The sequence below is a fragment of the Rhizobium sp. PRIMUS64 genome, from assembly GCF_023006465.1.
GTDB lineage: Bacteria > Pseudomonadota > Alphaproteobacteria > Rhizobiales > Rhizobiaceae > Rhizobium > Rhizobium leguminosarum.
The window spans coordinates 1-23675 of record NZ_JALBGX010000103.1 but is presented as its reverse complement, the minus strand read 5'-3'; the positions used below and the strand labels follow the sequence as shown (position 1 = coordinate 23675).

At 62.7% G+C, this 23675-nt stretch carries 21 protein-coding genes and 1 other RNA gene; 13 read left to right on the top strand and 9 right to left on the bottom strand.

Annotation, left to right across the window (positions count from 1 at the left end):
* On the top strand, nt 1-503 hold a 503-nt coding region (locus MOV76_RS29200; protein ID WP_247265836.1), incomplete at its 5' end, for an OmpA family protein.
* Nucleotides 504-552: 49 nt separating this feature from the next.
* On the opposite strand, the gene MOV76_RS29195 is transcribed toward MOV76_RS29200, so the two are convergent.
* The gene (locus MOV76_RS29195) at nt 553-960 is read right to left on the bottom strand and encodes a DUF2000 family protein (RefSeq protein WP_018242825.1); all 408 of its coding nucleotides are present in this window, start codon (nt 958-960) and stop codon (nt 553-555) included.
* A 45-nt stretch (nt 961-1005) separates the two neighbouring features.
* On the opposite strand from MOV76_RS29195, the gene MOV76_RS29190 reads away from it, so the two are divergent.
* Nucleotides 1006-1920: an AraC family transcriptional regulator gene (locus MOV76_RS29190; protein WP_018242824.1), complete on the top strand. Its 915-nt coding sequence runs from the start codon at nt 1006-1008 to the stop codon at nt 1918-1920.
* A gap of 60 nt (nt 1921-1980) precedes the next feature.
* Here the strand turns inward: MOV76_RS29190 and MOV76_RS29185 are convergent, their stop codons facing one another.
* Together MOV76_RS29185 and MOV76_RS29180 are read right to left on the bottom strand one after the other, a co-directional pair.
* Entirely contained in the window at nt 1981-3075 is a 1095-nt protein-coding gene (locus tag MOV76_RS29185; RefSeq protein ID WP_247265835.1) for an AbrB family transcriptional regulator, read from the bottom strand.
* Between the two features lie 256 nt (nt 3076-3331).
* Nucleotides 3332-4234 carry a LysR family transcriptional regulator gene (locus tag MOV76_RS29180; RefSeq protein WP_247265834.1) on the bottom strand — a complete coding sequence of 301 codons (903 nt, stop codon included), beginning with the start codon at nt 4232-4234 and terminating at the stop codon, nt 3332-3334.
* A 92-nt stretch (nt 4235-4326) separates the two neighbouring features.
* Here MOV76_RS29180 and MOV76_RS29175 point away from each other — a divergent pair, with 92 nt between their 5' ends.
* From MOV76_RS29175 to MOV76_RS29165, 3 genes are all read left to right on the top strand, one after another.
* Complete coding sequence (locus MOV76_RS29175; protein WP_247265833.1) at nt 4327-5361, top strand: aldo/keto reductase; 1035 nt, start codon at nt 4327-4329, stop codon at nt 5359-5361.
* A gap of 162 nt (nt 5362-5523) precedes the next feature.
* Nucleotides 5524-6936, top strand: a complete 1413-nt coding sequence (locus tag MOV76_RS29170; protein ID WP_247265832.1) for an FAD-binding oxidoreductase — start codon at nt 5524-5526, stop codon at nt 6934-6936.
* A 202-nt stretch (nt 6937-7138) separates the two neighbouring features.
* Nucleotides 7139-10849 (top strand): AsmA-like C-terminal region-containing protein, encoded by a 3711-nt coding sequence (locus MOV76_RS29165; RefSeq protein WP_247265831.1) that lies wholly within the window; start codon nt 7139-7141, stop codon nt 10847-10849.
* Between the two features lie 105 nt (nt 10850-10954).
* On the opposite strand, the gene MOV76_RS29160 is transcribed toward MOV76_RS29165, so the two are convergent.
* The 4 genes from MOV76_RS29160 to ssrA form a co-directional block, all read right to left on the bottom strand.
* Complete coding sequence (locus MOV76_RS29160; protein WP_247265830.1) at nt 10955-11179, bottom strand: ribbon-helix-helix domain-containing protein; 225 nt, start codon at nt 11177-11179, stop codon at nt 10955-10957.
* A gap of 158 nt (nt 11180-11337) precedes the next feature.
* Nucleotides 11338-11532, bottom strand: a complete 195-nt coding sequence (locus MOV76_RS29155; protein WP_130717157.1) for a DUF4169 family protein — start codon at nt 11530-11532, stop codon at nt 11338-11340.
* Nucleotides 11533-11582: 50 nt separating this feature from the next.
* A complete protein-coding gene (locus MOV76_RS29150) occupies nt 11583-12098 on the bottom strand; it encodes an SspB family protein (protein WP_018446518.1) in 516 nt (171 codons plus the stop codon).
* 127 nt (nt 12099-12225) lie between these two features.
* Nucleotides 12226-12588, bottom strand: a transfer-messenger RNA (tmRNA) gene (gene ssrA, locus MOV76_RS29145).
* Nucleotides 12589-12699: 111 nt separating this feature from the next.
* Between ssrA and MOV76_RS29140 the strand changes: the two genes are divergently transcribed.
* The 5 genes from MOV76_RS29140 (at nt 12700) to MOV76_RS29120 (ending at nt 18184) form a co-directional block, all read left to right on the top strand.
* Entirely contained in the window at nt 12700-13494 is a 795-nt protein-coding gene (locus MOV76_RS29140; protein ID WP_028732814.1) for a thymidylate synthase, read from the top strand.
* A 13-nt stretch (nt 13495-13507) separates the two neighbouring features.
* Nucleotides 13508-14026, top strand: a complete 519-nt coding sequence (locus tag MOV76_RS29135; protein WP_018446517.1) for a dihydrofolate reductase — start codon at nt 13508-13510, stop codon at nt 14024-14026.
* A gap of 148 nt (nt 14027-14174) precedes the next feature.
* A complete protein-coding gene (gene hflK / locus MOV76_RS29130) occupies nt 14175-15257 on the top strand; it encodes an FtsH protease activity modulator HflK (RefSeq protein ID WP_018242813.1) in 1083 nt (360 codons plus the stop codon).
* A 3-nt stretch (nt 15258-15260) separates the two neighbouring features.
* The gene (hflC, locus tag MOV76_RS29125; RefSeq protein WP_018242812.1) at nt 15261-16217 is read left to right on the top strand and encodes a protease modulator HflC; all 957 of its coding nucleotides are present in this window, start codon (nt 15261-15263) and stop codon (nt 16215-16217) included.
* A 191-nt stretch (nt 16218-16408) separates the two neighbouring features.
* Nucleotides 16409-18184, top strand: coding sequence for a Do family serine endopeptidase (locus MOV76_RS29120; RefSeq protein ID WP_247265829.1), 1776 nt, complete (start codon nt 16409-16411; stop codon nt 18182-18184).
* A gap of 329 nt (nt 18185-18513) precedes the next feature.
* On the opposite strand, the gene serB is transcribed toward MOV76_RS29120, so the two are convergent.
* Nucleotides 18514-19404 (bottom strand): phosphoserine phosphatase SerB, encoded by an 891-nt coding sequence (serB, locus tag MOV76_RS29115; RefSeq protein WP_247265828.1) that lies wholly within the window; start codon nt 19402-19404, stop codon nt 18514-18516.
* Here serB and miaA point away from each other — a divergent pair.
* Nucleotides 19403-20299 (top strand): tRNA (adenosine(37)-N6)-dimethylallyltransferase MiaA, encoded by an 897-nt coding sequence (miaA, locus tag MOV76_RS29110; protein WP_247265837.1) that lies wholly within the window; start codon nt 19403-19405, stop codon nt 20297-20299. The two genes, serB and miaA, sit on opposite strands and share 2 nt — an antisense overlap.
* On the opposite strand, the gene MOV76_RS29105 is transcribed toward miaA, so the two are convergent.
* On the bottom strand, nt 20296-21804 hold the full coding sequence (locus tag MOV76_RS29105; RefSeq protein WP_182563543.1) for a PLP-dependent aminotransferase family protein: 1509 nt from the start codon (nt 21802-21804) through the stop codon (nt 20296-20298). The genes miaA and MOV76_RS29105 overlap by 4 nt on opposite strands.
* Before the next feature lie 151 nt (nt 21805-21955).
* Between MOV76_RS29105 and MOV76_RS29100 the strand changes: the two genes are divergently transcribed.
* Nucleotides 21956-22570, top strand: coding sequence for a LysE family translocator (locus MOV76_RS29100; protein ID WP_247265827.1), 615 nt, complete (start codon nt 21956-21958; stop codon nt 22568-22570).
* Between the two features lie 21 nt (nt 22571-22591).
* Nucleotides 22592-23518: a dihydrodipicolinate synthase family protein gene (locus MOV76_RS29095; protein WP_247265826.1), complete on the top strand. Its 927-nt coding sequence runs from the start codon at nt 22592-22594 to the stop codon at nt 23516-23518.
* Nucleotides 23519-23675 lie beyond the last annotated feature (157 nt).

Genomic DNA, 23675 nt, shown 5'->3' with positions numbered 1-23675 from the left:
GCCACGGCAAGCGCAATGCGGCGTTGATCGGCGCAGGCGTCGGCGCTCTCGCCGGCGGCGCGATCGGCAATTACATGGACCAGCAGGAATCCGAGCTTCGCGCGCAGCTCGAAGGCACCGGCATTTCGGTGACACGCAACGGCGACAACATCATCCTCAACATGCCCTCGAACATCACCTTCGACGTCGACCAGGACGCGGTGAAGCCGGGCTTCTATCCGACGCTGAATTCGGTGGCGATCGTGCTGCGCAAGTTCAACCGCACGCTGATCGACGTCAATGGCCATACGGATTCGACCGGCAGCCTGCAGCACAATCAGGACCTGTCGCAGCGCCGTGCGCTGTCGGTTGCCGATTATCTCGGCGGCCAGGGCATCGACCAGCGCCGCGTCTCCGCCGTCGGTTTCGGCCCGTCCCAGCCGGTCGCCTCCAATGCGAGCGAGGCCGGCCGGGCGCAGAACCGCCGCGTCGAGATCCAGATCGCTCCGATCACGCAGGGCTGAACCGGATTTTCTACCTTTGAAGCGGCCGGGCCCAGCCCGGCCGTTTTTGTTAATGCTGCATCGTCGCACCCTTGGTGATCTTGTCGACGATCTTCTTTTCGGCGCGCAGCGCGATGCCGACCACCTTCGCGTCTTCGGGAGCAAATTCGGCGAAGACGGCGCGATTGGCTGCGTCGTGGCCGGTCGCAAACATCTCCTCGATGAACAGCGAGCTGGCAATATCGCGCTCCAGCGCGCGGCGGTGAACGGCTGACATCGTCGCCTCGTCGGCAGAGAGCACGATGATCGGCTGGATCGATAGCGGATTGTAGAGATTGCCAGCGCGGTCCCTATAGTCTTCGCCGATGATCTCCGGATGCCGGCCGGCGATGCCTGTCATCAGGAAGGCGGTAACGTTCAGCTTCTGCCAGCCGGCAAGATTGTTTCGCAGGACGACGGCAATTTTGGTATCAAACATCGGACGGTCTTTCACCTAACTACGGGTTATGGAGTATCGGGCGCGTTGAACCAGGATTTACATCCGCAGGTCTTCGAAGGTCTTGAACGTTTGTGCGCGGGACCGTCCGGCAACGCCATCCTGGCTGCGCCGGCCTTTCCCGGCATCGAGCGCATCGCGGCGCAGTTCTCAGGCAATGCCTTCGAGCCGCACCGACACGATACCTATGCACTCGGCGTGACCCTGAAGGGGGTTCAGACCTTTCGCTATCGCGGCGAGCGGCGCTTCAGCCTGCCGGGGCAGGTGATCGTGCTGCATCCCGATGAGGAGCATGACGGCGGGGCGGGGACCGAGGACGGGCTGCAGTACCGCATGCTCTATCTGGAGCCATCGCTGCTTCTTGAGTGCCTGGAAGCCGATGGCGTCGGCCTGCCTTTTGTCGATGAACCCGTTATCGGCGATCCCGCGCTGGCGGGCGTGCTGCTGGCAGCACTCGGCGAACTCGACCGCGAACTGGACGAGCTTTTCGTCGACGATTTCGTATCGCGGGTGACCGGCGGGCTGTCACGGCATGCGCGCATGCCGCGCCGGCCGCTCGGCGGTGTCGCCTGGCGGCAGGCGCAGGCGGCGCGAGATTATCTTGAGGCGCATGCGAGCAGGACAGTGCATTCCCTAGAGCTGGAAGCGGTAACGGGGCTCGACCGTTTCGCGCTGTCGCGGCATTTCCGGGCGGCCTTTGCCACCAGCCCGCATCGCTACCTTTTGATGCGGCGGCTGCAGCGGGCGCGGGCGATGATCGGCACGGGCGAAGAGATTTCCGATGTGGCGGCGGCGACCGGCTTTGCCGATCAGAGCCATCTCAACCGCCATTTCAAGAAGGCCTACGGCATGACGCCCGGTCAGTGGGCAGCGCTCGCGCATAACTCCGCGCCGCGCTCTAAAGCGCGTCGCGTCAATCCGGATTCATGCGACGCGCTTTAAGTCTTTGATTTATGCATGTCGTTATCCCAAAACCGCTGCGCGCTTTTGGTGCGATATGCATCAAGCGGGATTTTCCGCAAGGCCGGAACGGCGCGCGATGAAACGGGCGAGCATCGGGCCGATCATCAGGATCACCAGGAAGCGACCGGTCTGCATCGCCATGACGAAGGGCACGTCGACATCGCTGGAGGCGGCGATGATAGCGACGGAATCGGCGCCGCCGGGGCTGGTGGCGAGATAGGCGGTCAGCGGGTCTATGCCGGCGAAGGCGTGAAGCGCCACCGCCATGCAGCCGCAGAGCGCCATCAGCAGCACGATGCAGGCCGATACCCTCGGAAGGGCGCGCGCCACGTGCTTGAGGATCGAGCGGGTGAAACGCAGGCCGATGCTCCAGCCGACGAGCGCATAGGCGATGGCGAGCAGCCACATCGGCAGCTCGATCTTCAGGAGGCCCATGCCCTGCAGCAAGGCGCCGAGAAAGAGCGGCACAATGATCGTGCCGCCCTGGAGGCGCAGGCGCCAAACGCCATAGGCACAAAAGGCCGCAAAAGCCATCGTCGTTGCAAAGGCCGGCCAGTCAATCTCGGGAAAGAGGACAAGCGGCGGCGGCTCGGCGCCGTCGGCTGCCACCCACAGGCGCGAGATCACCGAGGCGCCGACGGCGACGAAGACGACGCGCAGATACTGCATGAAGGCGACGAGACGGCCATCGGCGCCATAGGCTTCCGACATGATGACCATGGCGGAGGCGCCGCCCGGCGAGGAGCCCCAGACCGCCGTCGTTCCCGGCAGCACCTGCCAGCGCGTCAGCAGCCAGCCGAGGCCGGTGGCGATGGCGATGACCGAGAAGATGAACAGCAGGAAGAGCGGCGCGTCCTTCGCCATGGTGCCGAGAATGTCAGGGGTGATGGTGCGCGCCATCATCAGGCCGACGAGGACCTGGCCGAACTGCAGCGGCCAGAATGGCACGCGAAGCTTTCCCTTGCCGACGGTCAGCGCCAGTGCGATTGCCGCGACCATCGGTCCGATCAGCAGCGAGGCCGGCAGGGCGAAGAGCTCGAGGAAGACGACAAGAGCTGAGGAAAGCGCGAGCAGCAGCGCCCATTTCGGCAGGCCGGCATCCCGCAGCAGGCGGCTTGCGTCGCTGAGTGACATGATCCCCGTGTCTTTCCTGGCCGGCGCCAAGCCCTGAGGCTGAATATGGGAGGGGCTCCGGCATGACGAAGAAAGGCCGGCTACGAGAGCCGGCTGGCGCGGGTCCGGTATAGGCGGGTGGAAGACGAGCGGTCAATTGCGAAATTTGGCTACTCGGCGCCTTAAGATGCGAATTTGATTCATGTTGCCGCGCTAACTCATTGTTTTTATGTATGTATCACTCTTGAGTCACTGCGCGGTTTTGGGCGGGGTACCGTCACAAACGCACATGGCCGGCGAGAAAATCAAGAAGGGCGCGTACACGCGCCGGCAGTAGCCCGCCCTGGCCCATATAGAGGGCGTAGAACTCCTCGAGATCGCCGGGATTGGCCTCTTCGAGCACCGGCACCAGGCGCCCGGCATCGATATCGGCGCGCACGGTGAAGGCGGCAAGGCGGGCAAGGCCGGCGCCTGATAAGGCGAGGTGGCGCATGGCTTCGCCGTCTCCCACCTGCACGCCGGGGGTGCTCGGGATCATCAGCGTTTCGCCGTCCTCGCGCAGCGGCCAACCCTCTACGGCGCGGGCGTAGGAAAAGCCGATGCGGCAATGGCGGCGGAGATCGGCAGCCGAGCGCGGTTCGCCGTGGCGCGATAGATAATCCGGCGACGCGACGATGATCTTGCTAGTGGCGCCAAGCTTGCGGGCGATCAGGCTGGAATTCTTCAACGGGCCGGCGCGGATCGCGACATCGGCGCGTTCTTCCATCAAGTCGACTATCCTGTCGGTATGGGAAATATCCAGCGTCACGACCGGATGAAGCGCCATGAAGGCAGGCACGAGCGGCGCCAGCACATGGTTGCCGAAGGAGCCGCTGGTGTTGATGCGGATGCGGCCCGAGGCCTGTTCGCCAGTCGAGGCCCGACGTTCAGCTTCGGCGATATCGGCAAGGATGGCGATGCTGCGCTCGTAGAAGGCGCAGCCTTCCGGCGTCAGTTGCAGCCTGCGGGTCGTACGGTTGACGAGGCGGGCGCCGAGGCGTGTTTCCAGTCGGGCGACGAGCTTGCTCACAGCCGACGGCGTCATGCGCCGGGCCGTAGCGGCGGCGGAAAAACCGCCACGTTCGACGACGCTGACGAAGACTTCCATTTCGCCGGAGCGATTGATGTCCTGACGGCTCATGATGAATTCAAGTCACAGATGATTTGCTTTCAGGCAATCTATATCATCGAGCGGCCAAGGTCTATCTCATAGGAAATACAGGAGACAGATCCATGGACTACAGAAATCTCGGCGCCTCCGGCCTCAGAGTGCCGGTCTTGAGCTTCGGCGCGGGCACATTCGGCGGCAGTGGCCCCCTGTTCGGCGCTTGGGGCAATACCGATGCGGAAGAGGCGCGGCGGCTCGTCGACATCTGCCTTGAAGCCGGTGTCAATCTCTTCGACACAGCGGACGTCTATTCGGCCGGCGCCTCCGAAGAGGTGCTAGGCCAGGCGATCCGCGGCCGGCGCGACACTGTGCTGATTTCGACGAAGACGGCACTGCCGATGGGCGAGGGGCCGCAGGACTGGGGAACGTCGCGGGCGCGGCTGATCCGCGCGACCGAGGATGCGCTGCGCCGGCTCGGAACCGACTATATCGACCTCTTGCAGCTTCACGCCTTCGATGCCTCGACGCCGGTCGAGGAGGTGCTGTCGACGCTCGACGGGCTCGTCGCCGCAGGCAAGATCCGCTATGTCGGCGTTTCCAATTTTGCCGGCTGGGAACTGATGAAGTCGCTCGCCGCCGCCGAGCGCCACGGCTATCCGCGTTATGTCGCCCATCAGGTCTATTATTCGCTGGCAGGACGCGATTACGAATGGGAGCTGATGCCGCTTGGCGCCGACCAGGGTGTGGGAGCCCTCGTCTGGAGCCCGCTTGCCTGGGGACGGTTAACCGGCAAGATCCGCCGCGGCCAGCCGCTGCCCAAGGCAAGCCGGCTGCACGAGACGGCGCAATACGGCCCGCCTGTCGACGACGAGAATCTATTCGGCATCGTCGAGGTGCTGGACACGATCGCATTAGAAACCGGCCGGACGGTGCCGCAGATCGCCATCAACTGGCTGCTTAACCGGCCGACGGTATCGAGCGTCATCATCGGCGCCCGCAACGAGGAACAGCTCCGGCAGAACCTCGACGCGGTCGGCTGGAGCCTGTCGAGGGAGCAGATCGAAAGGCTCGACGCCATAAGCACTGTCACGGCGCCCTATCCCTATTTTCCCTATCGCAGGCAGGCGGGTTTTGCGCGGCTCAATCCGCCGATTGTCTGAGGTGCGGGGACTGCGGACTTGGCTATAGCAACCGGCCTATAACAAAGTAGGAATGAAATCTTCTGCCAATCTTAACTGGACAGCCGCTTTGACTTGCCGCATACCCAGCCTGACCTGCGGAACACGATATGGTTTCTGCGGAATGGCAGGGAGATCAAAGGGATGGCGCTGAAGGACGCGAAGGCGGGCACACGCAACGAGGCCGGAATTGCCGCGGTGCTTGGTATTCTCAAGCAGAGCTTCGGCGAGCGTTTTCAGACCGGCCATTCCTTCCGCGAACAACATGCCCATACGACCACTTATATCCCGCCGCAGCTGCCGGACGGTGTGCTCTTCGCCGAGAGCGCCGAGGACGTGAAGGTGGCGGTCAGGGCGTGTGCGACCCACAAGGTGCCGGTGATCGGCTTCGGTGTCGGCACCTCGCTGGAGGGTCAGGTCAATGCCGCCAATGGCGGTATTTCGATCGATTTCAGCCGCATGAACCGGGTGCTCGAGGTCAATCCGGAAGATCTCGACTGTACCGTCGAGCCGGGTGTGACACGCGAGGCGCTGAACATCCACCTGCGCGATACCGGCCTGTTCTTCCCGATCGATCCCGGCGCCAACGCGTCGATCGGCGGCATGGCCTCGACGCGGGCCTCCGGCACCAATGCCGTGCGCTACGGAACGATGAAGGACAACGTGCTTGCCGTCACCGCGGTCACCGCCAATGGCGAGGAGATCCGCACGGCCCGGCGCGCCCGCAAATCTTCCGCCGGCTACGACCTGACGCGGCTCTTCGTCGGCGCCGAGGGCACGCTCGGCATCCTGACCTCGGTAACGCTACGCTTGCAGGCGATTCCGCAGAAGATCGCCGGAGGGGCCTGTGCCTTTCCGAGTATCAAGGCCGCTTGCGATGCCGTCATCATGACGATCCAGATGGGCATTCCGGTGGCGCGCATCGAGCTGCTCGACACGGTACAGATGCGGGCCTGCAACGCCTATTCCAAGCTCTCCTACGCCGAAAGCCCGACACTGTTCCTCGAATTTCACGGCACCGACGAGACGGTACCGTTGCAATCGGCAGCCTTTGCCGAGATCGCGGCGGAATGTGGCGGCGGCGAATTCCTGTGGACGGCCAATGCCGAGGAACGGACGAAGCTCTGGAAGGCGCGCCACGACGCCTATTGGGCCGCAAGGGCGCTGGCGCCTGGGCTTGCCGCACTTTCGACCGATGTTTGTGTTCCGATATCGAGGCTCGCCGATTGTGTTTCCGAAACGCAGGCGGATATCGAGGAGCACGGGCTGTTGGGGCCGATTGTCGGCCATGCCGGCGACGGGAACTTCCATGTGCTGCTGTTGTTCGACGACAAAAGTGCCGAAGACATCGCCAGGGCTGAGAGCTTCGTGCAGCGGCTCAACCAGCGAGCGCTCGACCTGGACGGGACATGCACCGGCGAACACGGGATCGGGCAAGGCAAGATGGCGTTTCTGGAACAGGAGCTCGGCGGCGCGGTGGATCTGATGCGACAGGTGAAACAGGCGCTCGATCCAGACGATATCTTCAATCCTGGCAAGATTTTCCACCATGGCTGAAAACGGAATATTCTCATGAACTTGGGCCTTGCCCCCGGCATGAATAGCGCTAGAACAGGATGATGTTGGGCCAGCTCAACCTGAAATCTGAATCCTGTTCTCAAATAAAGAGTTAGAGCATGATGTCGTCCGAAAACCGCTCACACTTTTCGGCATCATGCTCTAGTGTCGGCAACAGAATCCCAAATGGAGACGCTTTGCATTGGTAGGCCGGTTCCTCGTCTTTCTGGGGGGAGTGATCGTCGTAGTGCTGTTTGTGGCGCTGCTTGCGCCGCTGTTCATCGACTGGACGGATTTCCGCAAGAATTTCGAGGATCAGGCAAGCCGCATTATCGGTAAGAAAGTCACCGTCTACGGTACGGTAGATGCGCGCCTGCTGCCGTTTCCATCGGTGACCCTGCATGATGTGCGCGTCGGCCAGGAAGCGGACGGCACGCCGATCGTCAAGGTCGAGCAGTTTTCCATGGATGCGGAGCTCGCACCTTTCCTGTCGGGCGAAGCGCTGATCTTCGACATGCGCATCGTCAATCCGAAGGTGCGCTTGAGACTGCTCAAGGACGGCACGCTCGACTGGATGCGCGGCAGCCGCGCGGAAATACCGGCAAGGACCGTCGTTCTCGAAAACGTGCATGTCAGTGGCGGCGAGGTCGAATTCATCGACGACCAGTCGGGCCGCTCGCGTCGCATCACCGGACTCAATGCGGAAATGTCGGCAAAGTCGCTGGCCGGCCCCTGGCGCATCGAGGGCGACGCTGCGCTTGACGGCGAGCACGGCGGCTTCTCGATCTCGAGCAGCCAGCCGGACGACAAGGGCGTGCTGCGCATGCGCACGAGGCTTTCGCCGGACAAGCACCCTGTCAGCGTCGATCTCGACGGCGAGCTGAAGCTCGTCGACAGTAAGCCGAATTATCAGGGCCAGCTTTCGGCGGCGATCGAGATCCGCAACAGCGCCAAGCCCGCCAACAAAAAAGAGCAGCCGCCGCGCGTCAAGGGCCGCTTCGAGCTCACCAATGAACGCATCCGCATTCCCGAATACCGGATGGAGATCGGCCCGACCGACGATCCCTATGTCATAACCGGCGAGGCGACGCTCGATACCGGCAATGCACCGGAATTCCTGCTGACCGCCGACGGGCAACAGATCGATGTCAACCGTATCGGCAATCAGGGCACTGCCGGCAAGACGACGCGCGATGCGGCTGTTTCGGCGCGCCAACGGCTGAATTCGCTGATCGATATCGTCGGGCAGGTGCCGATCCCGCAGGTGCCGGGCAAGGCGAGCGTCAAGCTGCCGGCGATCGTCGCCGGTGATACGACGTTGCGTGACGTGCAGTTGGAGCTCGAGCCGGCCGGCACCGGCTGGATGATCGACAGCGCCACCGGCACGCTGCCGGGGCGCACGCAGGTGGAAGGCAAGGGCAAGCTCTTGCTTCAGGGTGAGGCCTCGTTCAACGGCCAGATCGTGGTGGCTTCCAGCCAGCCGACCGGGCTTGCCTCCTGGCTTGCCGGCTCGGTCGATCCGGCCATCCGGCAACTGCGGCAGGCGGGCTTTTCCGCCAATGTCAGCCTGACGCATGAATTGCAGCGTTTCGAAAATCTCGAGATTGCCATCGGACCGGCGACGCTGAAGGGCCGGCTGGAGCGCCAGGCGATTTCCGGCCAGACGCCGACGCTGTCGGTGGCGCTGAACGGCGATACGCTCGATCTCGACGCGCTGCAGGCGCTGAGCGGGCTCATGACCGGCCAGGATGCCGGCGACAACGTGCTCGACCACAAGATCGCCGCCCAGCTTAAGGCCGACAAGTTCACCGCCTTCGGCGTCAGTGCCGACAATGTCGAGACCACCTTTACGATCGCCGATGGCGCGCTTGCCGTCGACCGGCTGTCGATCAAGGATATCGCAGGCGCCGAGCTGACGGCGACGGGCAGGGCAGAAGGCTCATTGCTCGACTACAAGGGCGCGGGTGAAATCACCTTCAAATCGGCCGATCCCGGCGGCTTCTTTACCATGCTGCGCGAGCACCTGCCGCATCACCCGGTGCTCGACCGGCTGGTGCGCAATGCCGGGTGGTACGGCAATACGGCGCTTCGCGGAGCGCTGACGCTCGGCGGCGACGAGGGCAACGCGCTGACGGTGACACTTGCCGGTGTCTCGAACGGCAGCCGCGTCAATCTCGACTACCGCATGTCCGACCTCTTGGCGCTGACCGGCAATGGCACGACGAGCCTTGAGGCAACGCTCGAAAACGCGGTGCCGTCCATCCTGTTCGGCCAGGCCGGGCTCGACCCGCTGCCGGTCGATGTCGGGGCCAATGGCCGCCTGACGCTGAAGGTGAAGGCATCGGGCAATGATCCCGCCGATGCGGCCCTGAGCTTTGCGACCGACCGGACCTCGTTCACCGCCAACGGCAAGGTCGATGTTCGGCCGGAGACCTTCATGAACGGCCAGATCGGGCTTTCGCTGGATAGTGCCGATATCGACCCCTATCTCATCATGAACGGCATCGCCCTGCCGCAGACCGGAACCGGGTTGCCGCTCGGCCTGCAGGTCAATGCCGCCGTCGACAGCGACAAGATCGTCTTTTCGGATCTCAAGGGGCATGCGGCCGACAACGAATTTTCAGGTGCGCTGACCTTTGACCGGAAGGCTGCGAAGACGACCGCGAGCGGCGGACTGACGCTCTCCAAGGCCGATGCCGGCTGGCTCGGCGAGGCGGTGTTCGGCCAGATCGTCGATCCCGCCAACGGTCAGCTGACGACGGCGCCGCTGGGGCTGCCCATCTTCAAGGATCTCGACGTCAACGTGAAGCTGACGGCCAAGCAGTTCTGGCCGGGCCTGCCGGATACAGCGGTGTCGGACTTCACCAGCAACGTCGCCTACAAGGGCGACGAGTTGCAGCTCAACGACATGGCCGGCAACTGGGACGGTGGAAAGCTTTCCGGCAACCTGCTCTTCACCAATGCCAACGGCACCGGCTTCCTGCAGACGAAGCTTGCGCTTGCCGATTCCGATCTTTCCGGCGTCGTCTGGCTGCGCGACGGCGCGCCGATCGCCAACGGCAAGTTCGGATTGTCGCTGTCGATGGAGGCCTCGGGCAAGACGATCGGCGAGATCGCCAGCTCGCTCAATGGTTCGGGCGAACTGAAGCTCGGCGATACCAGCATACGCGGGCTGAATCTTGCCATCCTTCCGCCGCTGCTTGCCGCGACCGATACGATGCAGGAGCAGATCAATGCCGGCAAGGTGCATCCGATCATCGAAACGCTGCTCAGCAACGGCGAGGCGAAGCTGCCGCCGCTCGGCGTCCCCTTCAACATCACCGACGGGACGCTGAGGGTGCAGAATGTCACCGTCGCCAACGATCTCGCCCGCATCACCGCCGATGCGCAGATCGCGCTGCCGGAAGAGCGGGTCAGCGCGACGCTGGGTGTCGGGTTCAATCCGGGCACCGAAGCGCTTTCTGGTGCGGAGCCGGCGCTCAGGCTGAATTTTTCCGGCATGCTGCCATCACCCGGCAAGACGATGGATGTGACCGATATCACCAGCTATCTGTCGCTGCGCGCTTTCGAGCGCGAGCGCCGGCGGGTCGAACGGCTGCAGGCGATCGTGCTCGAAAAACAGCGGCTGCGCCGCGAGGTGGCGCTCTATCGGTTCAACGACGCCGAGCGCATCAAGGCGGCCGAGATCGAGCAACAACGGCGGGCGGAGGAAGAGCGGCTGCGTGCACTGGCGCAGCAAGCAGCCGCTGTGAAGGCTGCTGCCGAGGCAGAGGCTGCACGCGCGGCGGAAGCCAAAGCGAAGGCGGATGCGCAAGCGAGGGCTGCCGCCGAGGCGGAAGCGGCACGGCGCAGCGGGCAAGCACAGCCGGGTCCGCTCAATTTTGACCAGTTGCCGGGCGTTCAGGCGCAGTGAGATTGCATAGAATTTGATTCATGCAAGGCGTATCAGATCTCTGTTTTCATTGATTTTTCGCCCAAAATCGCCCCACGGTTTTGTGCAGCGTGCATCAGGCCCGGGTCACGGCTGGCGGTCGCCCTCAGCCTTCAGCCAGGAAAGCACATGCAAGCGCAGCGCCGAGGACAGGTTGCTGTCCGGCGGGCGGTGGTCGTCGATTTTGGAGATCAGGGCGGCGAGCGGTATCGAACGGCCCGCGGCAATCATCTTCAGCTCGGCCCAGAACTCATCTTCAAGCGAAAAACTGGTGCGATGGCCGTGCAATGTCGCCGAATGCTTGCGGATCATGGAGCGCCTTCACATCCCGGTTATAGCGCCGAGCGTCCGCGAGGACGCGCTCAGGACGTTTTGTCAAATCATGCGTGGGTTGGCAGATCGATTCAAGGAAACCGCGCAAGTGGCTGATCGCAGAATCCATTCCAGCTTTCAAGCTTTGCGTGAAACCCTCACGCGCCGTCGTCATCAGTCTCGATCCGGCCGTCGCGATGGGTCTTGTCGGCCTTGTCGTTCAGGCTGCGGGTCAGTTGCTTTTCGGCCTTGACGCGGCCGAAGGAAATACGGTTCTGTTCGGCCTGCTTCTCCTTTTCGGAGCGAGCCTGCTTCTTGCGGAACTGGCGCAGATTGATGATTTCGGCGCTCATGCGTTTGCCTGAATTCCCTATGAAAAAGGGAGGCTTGGCCTCCCTTCAAATCACTGTTTCTTGCGGAAGGAGTCGAGTGAGACGACGGAGCCCGGTTTCTTCTCTTCGCCATCGACGGGTTTTGCGCCCGCAGCGTCATCCGACTTTCCAGCCGCATCCACCGGATAGGCGGTGATTTCACCGGACGGCAATTCCTCGCCATCGGCGAGAGGCACGTCGAATTCGAGCTCGAAGTTGACGGAGGGATCGTAGAAGCCGCGGATCGCATTGAATGGGATGACCAGCTTTTCCGGAACGTCGGAGAAGGAAAGGCCGATCTCAAAATGCGTTTCGGTGATCTTCATGTCCCAGAACTGGTGCTGGATGACGATGGTCATCTGCTCGGGGTATTTCGACTTCAGATGCTGGGAGATGCGCACCCCGGTCGCGCCCGTGAGGAAGGTGATGAAGAAGTGATGATCACCGGGCAGGCGGCCCGTGGCTGCGACTTCCGCCAATACCTTGCGGATGACGCCGCGAAGTGCATCCTGTGCCAGAATGTCGTAGCGGATATGATCCTGCCCCATGCTTTTCCTGTCTTTCGTCGGTTCGGAGTCTTTTCACAAGGTTGTATGCCACGTCCGGGCGCCTTGGGAAAGACCGGAGCCGAGTCACGTTTTTAAGCAGCATACATGATTTCGGCGGCAGGGAGAAGGTGAAGGCTTCTGTTGCCAGGTGCCTTCGGACCCCGCCTAGAGGTGCGAACCACTAGGACTTTGATTGAAGTGTCACACCGCGATTAAGCAGCGAGACGAGCTTCCGCATAGTTGTCGTTTGCAACTACAATTTTAGCCCGATAACGGCGGTACAATGCCGAGCAAAAAGACGATCTTTACACCCTTGTCGATCCTGTTTCGCCCCCATCAAAAGCCGGCCTTCGAGACCGCCGGTTTTTGGTGGAGGCGCCGGGTACCGCCCCCGGGTCCAATAGGTTTATTACACCGCTCATTTATCGCCATAGCCGGCCCGAAAGCCGGCATGGGTGATATAGTGGTTTCCTCAGCCCAAGGAAAGGGCAAACGTCATAAAAGCGTTATGCGACCTATCAGAAACATTGGGAAAATGCCCGGCGGTGATTGGTTTCCCGGTTCTGAAGGCTTAAATTAGCCGAAACGGAATCAGCGCGACATGAAGCAATATCTCGATCTCTTGAATCATGTGATGGAAAAGGGCTCCGACCGGGGCGACCGCACCGGCACCGGCACACGCTCAGTCTTCGGTTACCAGATGCGCTTCGACCTGGAAGAGGGCTTCCCCGTCCTCACCACGAAGAAGCTGCATCTACGCTCGATCATCCACGAGCTTCTCTGGTTCCTGAAGGGCGAGACGAATATCCGCTATCTCAAGGAGAATGGCGTTTCGATCTGGGACGAATGGGCCGATGAAAACGGCGATCTCGGGCCTGTTTACGGCGCCCAGTGGCGCTCTTGGCCAGCGCCCGATGGCGGCCATATCGACCAGATCGCCAATCTCGTCAAAGGCATCGTCAACAATCCGAATTCGCGCCGCCACATCGTCTCGGCCTGGAATCCGGCCGAAGTGGACGAAATGGCGCTGCCGCCCTGCCATTGCCTGTTCCAGTTCTATGTGGCTGATGGCAAGCTTTCCTGCCAGCTCTACCAGCGCTCGGCCGATATCTTCCTCGGCGTGCCGTTCAATATCGCTTCCTATGCGCTGCTGACGATGATGGTGGCTCAGGTGACCGGATTGAAGCCTGGCGATTTCGTCCACACGCTCGGCGACACCCATCTCTATCACAACCATTTCGACCAGGCGAAACTGCAGCTTGCACGCCGGCCGAAGCCGCTGCCGTTCATGAGCATCAATCCTGAGGTGAAGGACATTTTCGGCTTCACCTTCGACGATTTCGAGCTGATCGGCTACGAGGCCGATGCCAGCATCAAGGCGCCGATCGCCGTCTGATCCAGGATATTCCATGGCCGACATCCGCAGGACCATTATCGCCGCCGTTGCCCGCAACGGCATTATCGGCCGCGACGGCGACATGCCGTGGCGGCTTTCGAGCGACCTCAAGCGCTTCAAGGCGCTGACATTGGGCAAGCCTGTGGTGATGGGCCGCAAGACCTACGATTCGATCGGCAAGCCGCTGCCGGGACGGCCGAACGTCGTCATCTCGCGGCAGGCGGCGATAGACCATCCTGATGTCTCCATGGCCCATACGCTGCCGGAGGCGATGACGGCGGCCGAAAGGCTGGCGCTCGAAACCGGCGTCGACGAAATCTGTATTCTGGGCGGCGGGCAGGTCTATGCCCAGGCGATCGGCCTTGCCGACCGGATGTGCATCACGCATGTCGAGGCTGATCTCGATGGAGACGCGTCGTTTCCCGTGATCGATCCCGACACCTGGCAGGCGGGGGAGGCGATCGCGGTTCCGGCCGGCGAAAAGGACAGCTATCCCACGCGTTTCATCGTCTACGAACGCCGTCACGCCTGAAAATGAACTATTTTCCAATTAAATTGACCAAGTTTCTCACGCTGCGTTGAAAGCCGATGCGGCGATACCTATAACGGTCACCAACGCGTCCGCCGGTCAGCCCCCACGGTTTCGGATGCGTGGAGACTTAACGAACAACGAGGTTTTGATGCCCTGGAGCAATCAGAATGGCGGCGGCGGCCCTTGGGGCGGCGGCGGCGGTAATAATCAGGGACCATGGGGACAGGGGCCGAACCGGCCGCGCGGTGGCGGCGGCAAGGGCGGACCGCCTGATCTGGAAGATATCATCCGGCGCGGCCAGGACCAACTGCGCAACATCATTCCCGGCGGCTTCAACGGCGGCGTGGCGGTGATCGTCGTGGCGATCGTCGCCGTCTTCTGGCTGATCCAGTGCATCTATGTCGTGCAGCCGGACGAACGCGGCGTCGAACTGCGGTTCGGCAAGCCGAAGGCCGAGATTTCCATGCCGGGCCTGCATTTCCACCTGTGGCCGATGGAGACCGTGGAGACGGTCAAGGTGACCGTGCAGCAATTGAACATCGGGGCGACTTCGGCATCGTCTTCGAACGGCCTGATGCTGTCCAGCGACAAGAGCGTCATCAACGTGCAGTTCGCTGTCTTCTACACCGTCAGCGATCCCAAGGCCTATCTCTTCAACGTCGAAAATCCGGCAGAGACGCTGCAGCAGGTTTCCGACAGTGCCATGCGTGAAATCGTTGGCCGGCGTCCGGCGCAGGACGCCTTCCGCAGTAATCGCCAGCCGATCGAAGTGGATGTGCTCAATATCCTGCAGGACACGATGAACCGCTATGGCGCGGGCGTGACCGTGACCGGCGTGACGATCCAGAACGTGGCGCCGCCGCGGGAAGTCGCCGATGCTTTCGAAGAAGTGCAGCGTGCCGGCCGTGACCGCGATAGCACGATCGAAGAGGCCAATCGCTACACGAACCAAAAGCTCGGCCAGGCGCGAGGCGATGCGGCCAGAATCCGCGAAGATTCAGCCGCCTACAAGGACCGTGTCGTGAAGGAGGCGGAAGGTGAAGCGCAGCGGTTCACGGCGATCAACGACGAATATTCCAAGGCGCCCGATGTGACCCGCAAGCGGTTGTACCTCGAAACGATGGAGCAGGTGCTGAAGAACTCCCGGAAGGTCATCATCGACGAAAAGCAGGGCGTCCTGCCCTATCTGCCGCTCAATGAGCTCGGCAAACCGGCGCAACAGGGAGGTTGAGTCATGACATCGAACAGACTTCCCATCATTCTCCTCATCCTCGCCATTGTGCTGGTCGGGCTTTATTCGTCCATCTTCGTGGTGAATGCACGTGAGCAGGCCATCGTCGTCCGCTTCGGCCAGATCCAGTCGGTCAAGACCGAGCCTGGGATTTATTTCAAGCTGCCTTTCGGCTTCATGGATGCCGACCGCGTTCAGCTGGTCGAAAAGCAGGCGCTGAGGCTCGATCTCGACAATATCCGCGTTCAGGTCCAGGACGGCCAGACCTTCGACGTCGATGCCTTCGTGATCTATAACATCTCGGATGTTCGCCGTTTCCGCGAAACAGTATCGGGCGATCGCGAAGCCGCAGAAGCGCGGTTGAGGGCGCAGCTCGATTCATCGCTTCGCCGCGTCTACGGTCTGCGTGACTACAATGCCGCGCTCTCGGAAGAGCGTGTCGCAATGATGCTGGAGATTCGCGACGATCTGCGCACGGATGCCGAAAATCTCGGCCTGCATATAGACGACGTTCGCATCCGCCGCACCGACCTTTCGCCGGAGGTTGCGCCGAACACCTATAATGCCATGCGTTCGGAACGCCTTGCCGAGGCGGAGCGCATCCGTGCCGAGGGCAATGAGGAAGGCCAAAGGCGGCGCGCCATCGCCGACCGTCAGGTTGTCGAGCTCACCGCGGGCGCCCAGCGTGATGCGGAAATCCTTCGAGGCCAGGGCGATGCGGAACGCAACCGCGTATTCGCCGAAGTCTTCAGCAAGGATCCAGCCTTCTTCGAGTTCTATCGCTCGATGGCGGCCTATTCCTCCGCTCTCTCATCGCAGGACACGACGCTGGTGCTGTCGCCGAATTCGGAATTCTTCCGCTATTTCGACAATGCCGCCGGCACCCTGCAGCCGTCGCCAGCAAGCCCGGCAGTGCCGGCTCCGGCAGCGCCTGGGGCACCTGCCCAGCCGACGAATTGAAGCAGGGGATACCCCGATAGGAAGGGCCGGCCCGAGTGCCGGCCCTTTTTTCGTGGAATGGTCGCGATAGTTGGGCTTTTGCGAGGCCACGTCACATTGCACGGGGATTTCGCGAAAAGGTGATTTCGCCCTCCATCATTCCGCCTTATGCTGGTGCTCAATGTGCGCATGACCCCTTATGAGGAAGCTTGATGGCCCCCACGATTCGCTCGCCCTTCAGACGAACGCTCGCGCTTATGGCCAGCGCTGCAATTCTTGCGCATGCCGGCATGAACGGGGTCGCCTACGCCCAAACCGCGCCTGAGACGACAGCACCCGGGGTTGTGACGCCCGCTCCGGTTACTCCTGAGCCGGCTGCTCCCGCACCCACACCGCCGGCCGCGGCTGCACCGGGAACAGCTGCTCCCGCTCCTACGCCTCCCGTACCCGCCGCACCGCAGCAGGCCGCCGCGAGCCAGGCCGTCGTGCCGAATAACGGCCCGGCTTCGGTCGCCGATCTTGCCGAGGGGCTGCTCGACGCGGTGGTCAACATCTCGACCTCGCAGAATGTGAAGGACGACGAGGGTGCAGGCCCGGCGCCGCGCGCCCCCGACGGCTCGCCTTTCCAGGAATTCTTCAACGATTTCTTCAACAAGCAGCAGGGCAACAAGGGCGGCAACCACAATGTCAGCTCGCTCGGCTCCGGCTTCGTTATCGATCCGGCCGGCTATATCGTCACCAATAACCACGTGATCGAGGGCGCCGACGACATCGAGATCAATTTCGCCAACGGTTCGAAGCTCAAGGCGAAGCTGATCGGCACCGATACGAAGACCGATCTTTCGGTGCTGAAGGTCGAGCCGAAGGCACCGCTGAAGTCCGTGAAATTCGGCGATTCCAGCAAGATGCGCATCGGCGACTGGGTGATGGCGATCGGCAATCCGTTCGGCTTCGGCGGTTCGGTGACGGTCGGCATCATTTCCGGGCGCGGCCGCAACATCAATGCCGGCCCCTACGACAACTTCATCCAGACGGATGCGGCGATCAACAAGGGCAATTCCGGCGGCCCGCTCTTCAACATGAAGGGTGAAGTGATCGGCATTAACACGGCGATCATTTCGCCGAGCGGTGGCTCGATCGGCATCGGTTTCTCGGTGCCGTCGGAGCTTGCCTCCGGCGTTGTCGACCAGTTGCGCGAATATGGCGAGACGCGGCGCGGCTGGCTCGGCGTGCGCATCCAGCCGGTGACTGACGATATCGCCGACAGCCTCGGGCTCGACACTGCAAAGGGCGCGCTGGTCGCCGGCGTCATCAAGGGTGGCCCAGTCGACGACGGCTCGATCAAGGCGGGTGACGTCATTTTGAAATTCGACGGCAAGACCGTCAGCGAAATGCGCGACCTGCCGCGTGTCGTGGCGGAAAGCACAGTCGGCAAGGAAGTCGATGTGGTGGTGCTGCGCGACGGCAAGGAGCAGACCGTCAAGGTGAAGCTTGGCCGGCTTGAGGACAGCGATCAGGCGGCTGCATCCGATGATGCGGCGCCTGATGGTTCGCAGGATGACGGCGTGATCACCCCGGACCCCGGCGAGAACAACGACATGGACCAGCCGGATACCGGCGATCAGGCCCAACCCGCACCTGATACACCCGACCAGCATAAGGGCCAGGTGTCGCCGGATGCTGCAACGCCGAAGAACTTGCTCGGGCTGTCGCTGTCGCTGTTGAGCGCCGAGACGCGCAAGGCCTTCGGGATCGCCGAGAGCGTCGACGGCGTCGTCGTCACAGAGGTGACGCCCGGCTCCGCCTCCGCCGAAAAGGGGTTGAAGCCCGGCGACGTGATCGTCGAGGTGGCGCAGGAGTTCATGAAGTCGCCGGATGCGGTCGCCGCCAAGGTGCAGGCGCTGAAACAGGAGGGCCGCCGCAACGCCCAGCTGATGATCGCATCGGCGAATGGCGATCTGCGGTTCGTGGCGGTGCCGATGGAATAAGGGAGCTACGGCGGTAGTGAATTAGCCGCCGTACTCTCCAACTCTCCCTCATTCCTCTGCTTGTCATAGGAATCCAGTGCGCCTAAGTCCTTGGGCGCAGAAAACTCTTCTCTCCTGACGTAAGTCACTCACCGCGCAGACGCGCGGTGGCTGGTTTCCTGTGACGAGCACAGGAATGAGGGTGGAGAAGGGTGTGCCGGGGGGCTTTCGAAACGGAATCGGTGGCCTAACGTCCGGAGGTGACAGGCTATTTGGCGGGTTTACGGAGGTTGCCTTCCGTACGAGCCACCAGCGATCAGCCCCGATTGGGAATGTCGCTGGTATCGCGCTCATACCGTCACGAAATCCGTCTTCCGGTAGCCCTGGATGTAGAGCAGTGCGGTCAGGTCGCCGTGGTTGATGCGCATCTGCGCTTCGGCAGCGACTGCCGGCTTGGCGTGGAGGGCGACGCCGGAGCCTGCAAGGTGCAACATGCCGAGATCGTTGGCGCCGTCACCAACGGCGATCGCTTCTTCCGGCGAAATGCCGAGGCGAGCCGAAATCTCGTTCAGCGCATCGACCTTCGCCTGCTTGCCGAGGATTGGTTCGGCGACGAAGCCGGAGAGAATGCCGCCGTCTTCGAGCAGTGTGTTGGCGCGGTTCTCGTCGAAGCCGAGAGTGGCGGCGATGCGGCTGGTGAAGACGGTGAAGCCGCCGGAGACAAGCGCGGTGTAATGGCCTTTCGACTTCATGGTGGCAAGCAGTTCCGGGCCGCCCGGGGTGAGCGTGATGCGCTTGGCGATCACCTCGTCGACGACCGATATCGGCAGGCCCTTCAGCAGCGCGACACGCTCACGCAGGGCAGGCTCGAAGGCGATCTCGCCGTTCATGGCGCGGGCGGTAATGGTCGCGACCTTCTCTTTCAGGCCGACTTCGGCAGCGAGTTCATCGATGCATTCCTGGCCGATCATCGTCGAATCCATGTCGGCGATCAGCAGCTTCTTGCGGCGGGTTTCCTGCTCCTGGATGACGAGATCGATCGGTGCGTTTGATATGACGGCAAGGATATTGGCCTCGGCCGCTTGCGCATCGGTGCCGTCGCGCAGCGCGATGTCGCAGGCAACGCCATCGGCCAGCCAGTAGAGACCGGAAGCGTTCACGGCCTCGGCCGCCTGCTCGGCGATTTCGGCTGTCAGCACGGGATTTGACGGATTGGCAACAAGCGTGGCAACGAGGGCCATGATGGAAAACCTTCTGAGCACAGTGAACGCGATCCTGATAACCGGGCCGACCGCCAGCGGCAAGTCCGCGCTCGCCGTCGAATTGGCCAAGCGCCATGATGGCGTGGTCGTCAACGCCGACAGCATGCAGGTCTACGACACGCTGCGGGTGCTGACCGCGCGCCCGTCGGAAGAGGAGATGCAGGGCGTGCCGCATCATCTCTACGGCCACGTGCCGGCCGGTGCGGCCTATTCCACAGGCGGCTGGCTACGGGATGTCTCGGCATTGCTGCCGACGCTCAGGGCCGCAGGGCGGCTGCCGGTCTTCGTCGGCGGCACGGGGCTTTATTTCAAGGCGTTGACCGGTGGTCTCTCAGATATGCCCGAGATACCGGAGGCCCTGCGGAAGGCACTCAGGTCGCGGCTGCTGGAGGAGGGCCCGGACGGGCTCTATGCCGAACTCGCGGTGGCCGATCCCGCCATGGCGGCAAGCCTCAACCGCCAGGACGGGCAGCGGATCGTGCGGGCGCTGGAGGTGATGAAGTCGACGGGGCGGTCGATCGCCGATTTCCAGGGCCAGTCGGGACTGGTGATCATCGACGCCGCCCAGGCCCGCAAGATCGTCGTGCTGCCGGATAGGGCGGTGCTGCATCAGCGCATCAACGGGCGTTTCGAAAAGATGCTGCAGCAAGGCGCGGAAGACGAAGTAAGGGGGCTGCTTGCGCTCGACCTGCCGGCCGAGGCGCCTGTGATGAAGGCAATCGGCGTGTCGCAGATTACGGCGATGGTCAGGGGTGAGATGACGCGCGACGAGGTGCTGGAGAAGGGGGCTGCGGCGACGCGGCAATATGCCAAGCGGCAAATGACATGGTTCCGCAACCAGATGGACGATAGCTGGGAACGGCTGACAGTTTAGGTTTCAGTTTGTTGCGGGCCTCCCGCTTGAGACATCTGCTGGCTCAACAGTTCGACGAGTTCGCCAACCGCCGCCTGTAGCTGGTCCGCCAGAAATCCGCCGAAGCCCAGCATCAGGCCGGGGCGTGCCGGCCGCGCGGAATACATCGGGGAGATCGCGCGCACGGCAAGGCCGGCCGACAGGGCACGGGCTGCGAGTTGCACGTCATCGACCTCCTCGGGCAGCCATAGAAGAATATGCATGCCCTGGTCGCTCTGCTGGACGCAGCACCCCTCCGGCAAGGCCCGCTCGAGCGCCGAGAGCAGAACAGCGCGGCGTTCGGCATAGAGGCCACGGATGCGCCGGATATGCGCTTCGAAATAGCCTTCCCGCATGTAGGCCGCCAGAACGTGCTGTTCGGCGATCGGCGAATGCCGGTCGAGAATGGCACGGGCGCCGGCAAAGGCTTCTGCGAGTGGAGGAGGGGCGATGACGTAGCCGAGGCGCAAGGAGGGAAAGAGCACCTTGCTGAACGTGCCGAGATAGATGACGCGTGACGGACGCAATCCCTGCATTGAGGGAAATGGGTGTCCGGCATAACGCAGCTCGCTGTCGTAGTCGTCCTCGACGATCCAGGCACGATTTTGGTCGGCCCAGGCTATCAGGGCATTGCGTCGGGCCATGCTGAGCGGCATGCCGATCGGATATTGGTGCGAAGGGGTCACGAATGCGGCGCGCGCCTGGGGACATAGCTCGAGGCCGCGTTCCACGTTCATTCCCTGTGCATCGACCGGCAGGCGGTGCGTCCGGACGCCGAGATCGTCGAGCACTGCCGTCAGGCCGGGATAGGCCGGGTCCTCGGCCCATACCGGATCGTCACGCGAGAGAAGGACCCGCCCCGCCATATAGAGACCTTGCTGAGTGCCTGATGTGACGATGACCTGTTCCGGCTCGCAATGAACGGCCCGCGCACGGCGGACGTGGTCGGCAATGGCAAGCCTGAGTTCGAGCAGACCCATCGGGTCGTGGTAACCCGAGGGTGCGGCCTGTCTCGACGCGCGCACGCGGTTGCCGAGACGGCGCCAGTTGTCGTCGGGCGCAATGCCGGAAGCCGGGACGGCGATGGCAAAGGGAACGGGCGGGTGCGGGGTGAGCGCACGGGCGATGGCGATCAGCCGAGCAGCCTGGGAAGGCAGATCGACGGCATCCACGGCAGACGGCACCGCCGGTGCAGGCGGGGGCGCCGGCGTGGTGTCAATCAGATCAGCGGCAACACGGGTTCCGGCTCCGACCCGCGCTTCGAGATAGCCTTCGGCGGTCAACTGATCGAACACCTCGACGACAGTGCCGCGCGCGATCTTCAGCGAAGCTGCAAGGCTACGCGTCGAAGGAAGGCGTTCGCCTGGCCTCAGATCACTGCAGGCGATTGCGTTCCGCAGGGCCTGCGCAAGCTGGCGACCGACATTGTCCGTTCGGTCGATTGCGTTGAGCGATGGGATTTCGATAGTGCTGCGCCGTTTGGACATCGCAAAATGGTCCATAGAGATTCTTCAAAAATGGCGCTTCATGGTGAACCAATTTTCGAAGAAAAGGAAGCAGATCGTCGGCTTCCCGATGGCGCATTCTTCGTCTTCGCGGTCGTGCCGTGCGCGGGCGCAAACTTCTGGAAAAACGCAAATGCAGGATCTTCTCGTCGTCTACATCGCCTACGCAATCGCTGCAGGCAGTCCCGGACCAAGCAACATGGCCATCATGAACGTGGCGATGCGGCAAGGGCGTCGACCGGCGCTCGCCCTTGCTGCCGGGGTTATAACGATGTCGACATGCTGGGGGCTGGTCGCTGTCACCGGCATTTCCACACTCCTGGTCCGCTATGCCCATGCGCTGCTGTTCCTCAAAGTCGCAGGCGGGCTTTACCTCCTCTGGCTCGCCTGGAGGGCGGCCCGCTCGGCAGCCACCCCGGATAGGCCGGCAAGCGAGGCCGTCCAACCTGCCGCGCAACTCGGCGCGCTCTATCGTCGTGGTATTCTGATGCATCTCGGCAATCCGAAGGCGGTTCTGGCCTGGGTCGCGATCATGTCTCTCGGCCTCAAGCCCGGCGCTTCACCGGAGATGGCCGTCACAGCTTTCGGCGGCTGCGTGCTGCTCGGGATCTCGATATTTACCGGCTATGCCGTGCTCTTCTCGACGGCACCGATGGTGCGCGGCTACGCCCGTGCGCGGCGGTGGTTCGAGGGAAGTCTCGCCGTCTTCTTCGCGGGCGCCGGATCGCGCCTGCTGTTCTCACATTGACCGGATTTTCAGGATCGCATCATGTCTGTCGCTTCTCCGTTTCATGGTCTTTCGGCCTTTCCGCCAACGCCCGCCGATAGGGATGGCCGGGTCGACACGGATGCCCTCTGCCGCCTGCTGGAACGCTTGTGTGATGCCGGCGTCGCTTCGATAGGCCTTCTTGGCAGCACCGGGATCTACGCCTTTCTCACACGCGAGGAGCGACGGCGAGCCGTCGAGGCCGCCGTCGAGTGCGTGCGCGGTCGTGTTCCGATCGTCGTCGGTGTCGGTGCTCTGAGGACAGACCACGCCCAGGCCCTGGCGAGGGATGCGGAGGCCGCTGGTGCAGATGCGCTTCTGCTTGCGCCGGTGTCCTACACGCCGCTTACTCAGGAGGAGGCCTATCAGCATTTCGTTGCCGTCACGGAGGCGGCGAAGCTGCCGCTTTGTATTTACAACAATCCCGGCACGACCCACTTCACCTTCAGCCGGGATCTTCTGCAGCGCCTGTCGGACATCGAGACGATCAGGGCGGTGAAGATGCCTCTGCCAGTTGACGGCGATTTCGCAGGCGAACTGGCGGCATTGCGTGAGAGGAGCAAGCTTGCGATCGGCTATAGCGGCGACTGGGGCGCTGGCGAAGCACTGCTTTCAGGTGCCGACGCCTGGTACAGCGTCATCGGCGGCTTGCTTCCGCGCATCGCTTTTGCCCTGACCAAGGCCGCGATTGCAGGCGAGGACGGCGAAGTGCGTCGGCTCGATGGTCTTCTCCAGCCGCTCTGGCAAACGTTCAAGGCGTTCGGAAGCCTTCGCGTGATCTATACGCTGATCGACCTTCTCTCACTCGCCAAGGCCGAGCTCCCAGGCCCTCTCTTGCCGCTCGGACCGATGGATCGGCAGCGTGTGCTCGAGGCCATCGAGCCTCTGATCGCACTGGAGAGCGAGTGGAAGGCTTATTCCTTGTTGTAAAGGCTGCTCAGCGGTTTTTTCAAAATGCTTTCGCGCAGCGACGTGCCGGGCTCGCGGCGGGAGATCGCAGGCTGATCCGTCGCCGGTGCCGGCCTGGGAAAGACCGGCTCCTCGCGGCGCATTTCGCGACGCAGCGCGTCCAACCGGGGATCGATCG

What these genes read in the sequence shown, in the direction of transcription:
- MOV76_RS29195 (WP_018242825.1), bottom strand. Translation starts at nt 960, where the DNA reads ATGTTTGATACCAAAATTGCCGTCGTCCTGCGAAACAATCTTGCCGGC.
- MOV76_RS29180 (WP_247265834.1), bottom strand. Translation starts at nt 4,234, where the DNA reads ATGAGCCGTCAGGACATCAATCGCTCCGGCGAAATGGAAGTCTTCGTC.
- MOV76_RS29140 (WP_028732814.1), top strand. Translation starts at nt 12,700, where the DNA reads ATGAAGCAATATCTCGATCTCTTGAATCATGTGATGGAAAAGGGCTCC.
- MOV76_RS29120 (WP_247265829.1), top strand. Translation starts at nt 16,409, where the DNA reads ATGGCCCCCACGATTCGCTCGCCCTTCAGACGAACGCTCGCGCTTATG.
- MOV76_RS29135 (WP_018446517.1), top strand. Translation starts at nt 13,508, where the DNA reads ATGGCCGACATCCGCAGGACCATTATCGCCGCCGTTGCCCGCAACGGC.
- MOV76_RS29105 (WP_182563543.1), bottom strand. Translation starts at nt 21,804, where the DNA reads ATGTCCAAACGGCGCAGCACTATCGAAATCCCATCGCTCAACGCAATC.
- hflC (WP_018242812.1), top strand. Translation starts at nt 15,261, where the DNA reads ATGACATCGAACAGACTTCCCATCATTCTCCTCATCCTCGCCATTGTG.
- MOV76_RS29100 (WP_247265827.1), top strand. Translation starts at nt 21,956, where the DNA reads ATGCAGGATCTTCTCGTCGTCTACATCGCCTACGCAATCGCTGCAGGC.
- MOV76_RS29150 (WP_018446518.1), bottom strand. Translation starts at nt 12,098, where the DNA reads ATGGGGCAGGATCATATCCGCTACGACATTCTGGCACAGGATGCACTT.
- miaA (WP_247265837.1), top strand. Translation starts at nt 19,403, where the DNA reads ATGATGGAAAACCTTCTGAGCACAGTGAACGCGATCCTGATAACCGGG.
- MOV76_RS29160 (WP_247265830.1), bottom strand. Translation starts at nt 11,179, where the DNA reads ATGATCCGCAAGCATTCGGCGACATTGCACGGCCATCGCACCAGTTTT.
- MOV76_RS29185 (WP_247265835.1), bottom strand. Translation starts at nt 3,075, where the DNA reads ATGTCACTCAGCGACGCAAGCCGCCTGCTGCGGGATGCCGGCCTGCCG.
- MOV76_RS29155 (WP_130717157.1), bottom strand. Translation starts at nt 11,532, where the DNA reads ATGAGCGCCGAAATCATCAATCTGCGCCAGTTCCGCAAGAAGCAGGCT.
- MOV76_RS29095 (WP_247265826.1), top strand. Translation starts at nt 22,592, where the DNA reads ATGTCTGTCGCTTCTCCGTTTCATGGTCTTTCGGCCTTTCCGCCAACG.
- MOV76_RS29170 (WP_247265832.1), top strand. Translation starts at nt 5,524, where the DNA reads ATGGCGCTGAAGGACGCGAAGGCGGGCACACGCAACGAGGCCGGAATT.
- hflK (WP_018242813.1), top strand. Translation starts at nt 14,175, where the DNA reads ATGCCCTGGAGCAATCAGAATGGCGGCGGCGGCCCTTGGGGCGGCGGC.
- serB (WP_247265828.1), bottom strand. Translation starts at nt 19,404, where the DNA reads ATGGCCCTCGTTGCCACGCTTGTTGCCAATCCGTCAAATCCCGTGCTG.
- MOV76_RS29175 (WP_247265833.1), top strand. Translation starts at nt 4,327, where the DNA reads ATGGACTACAGAAATCTCGGCGCCTCCGGCCTCAGAGTGCCGGTCTTG.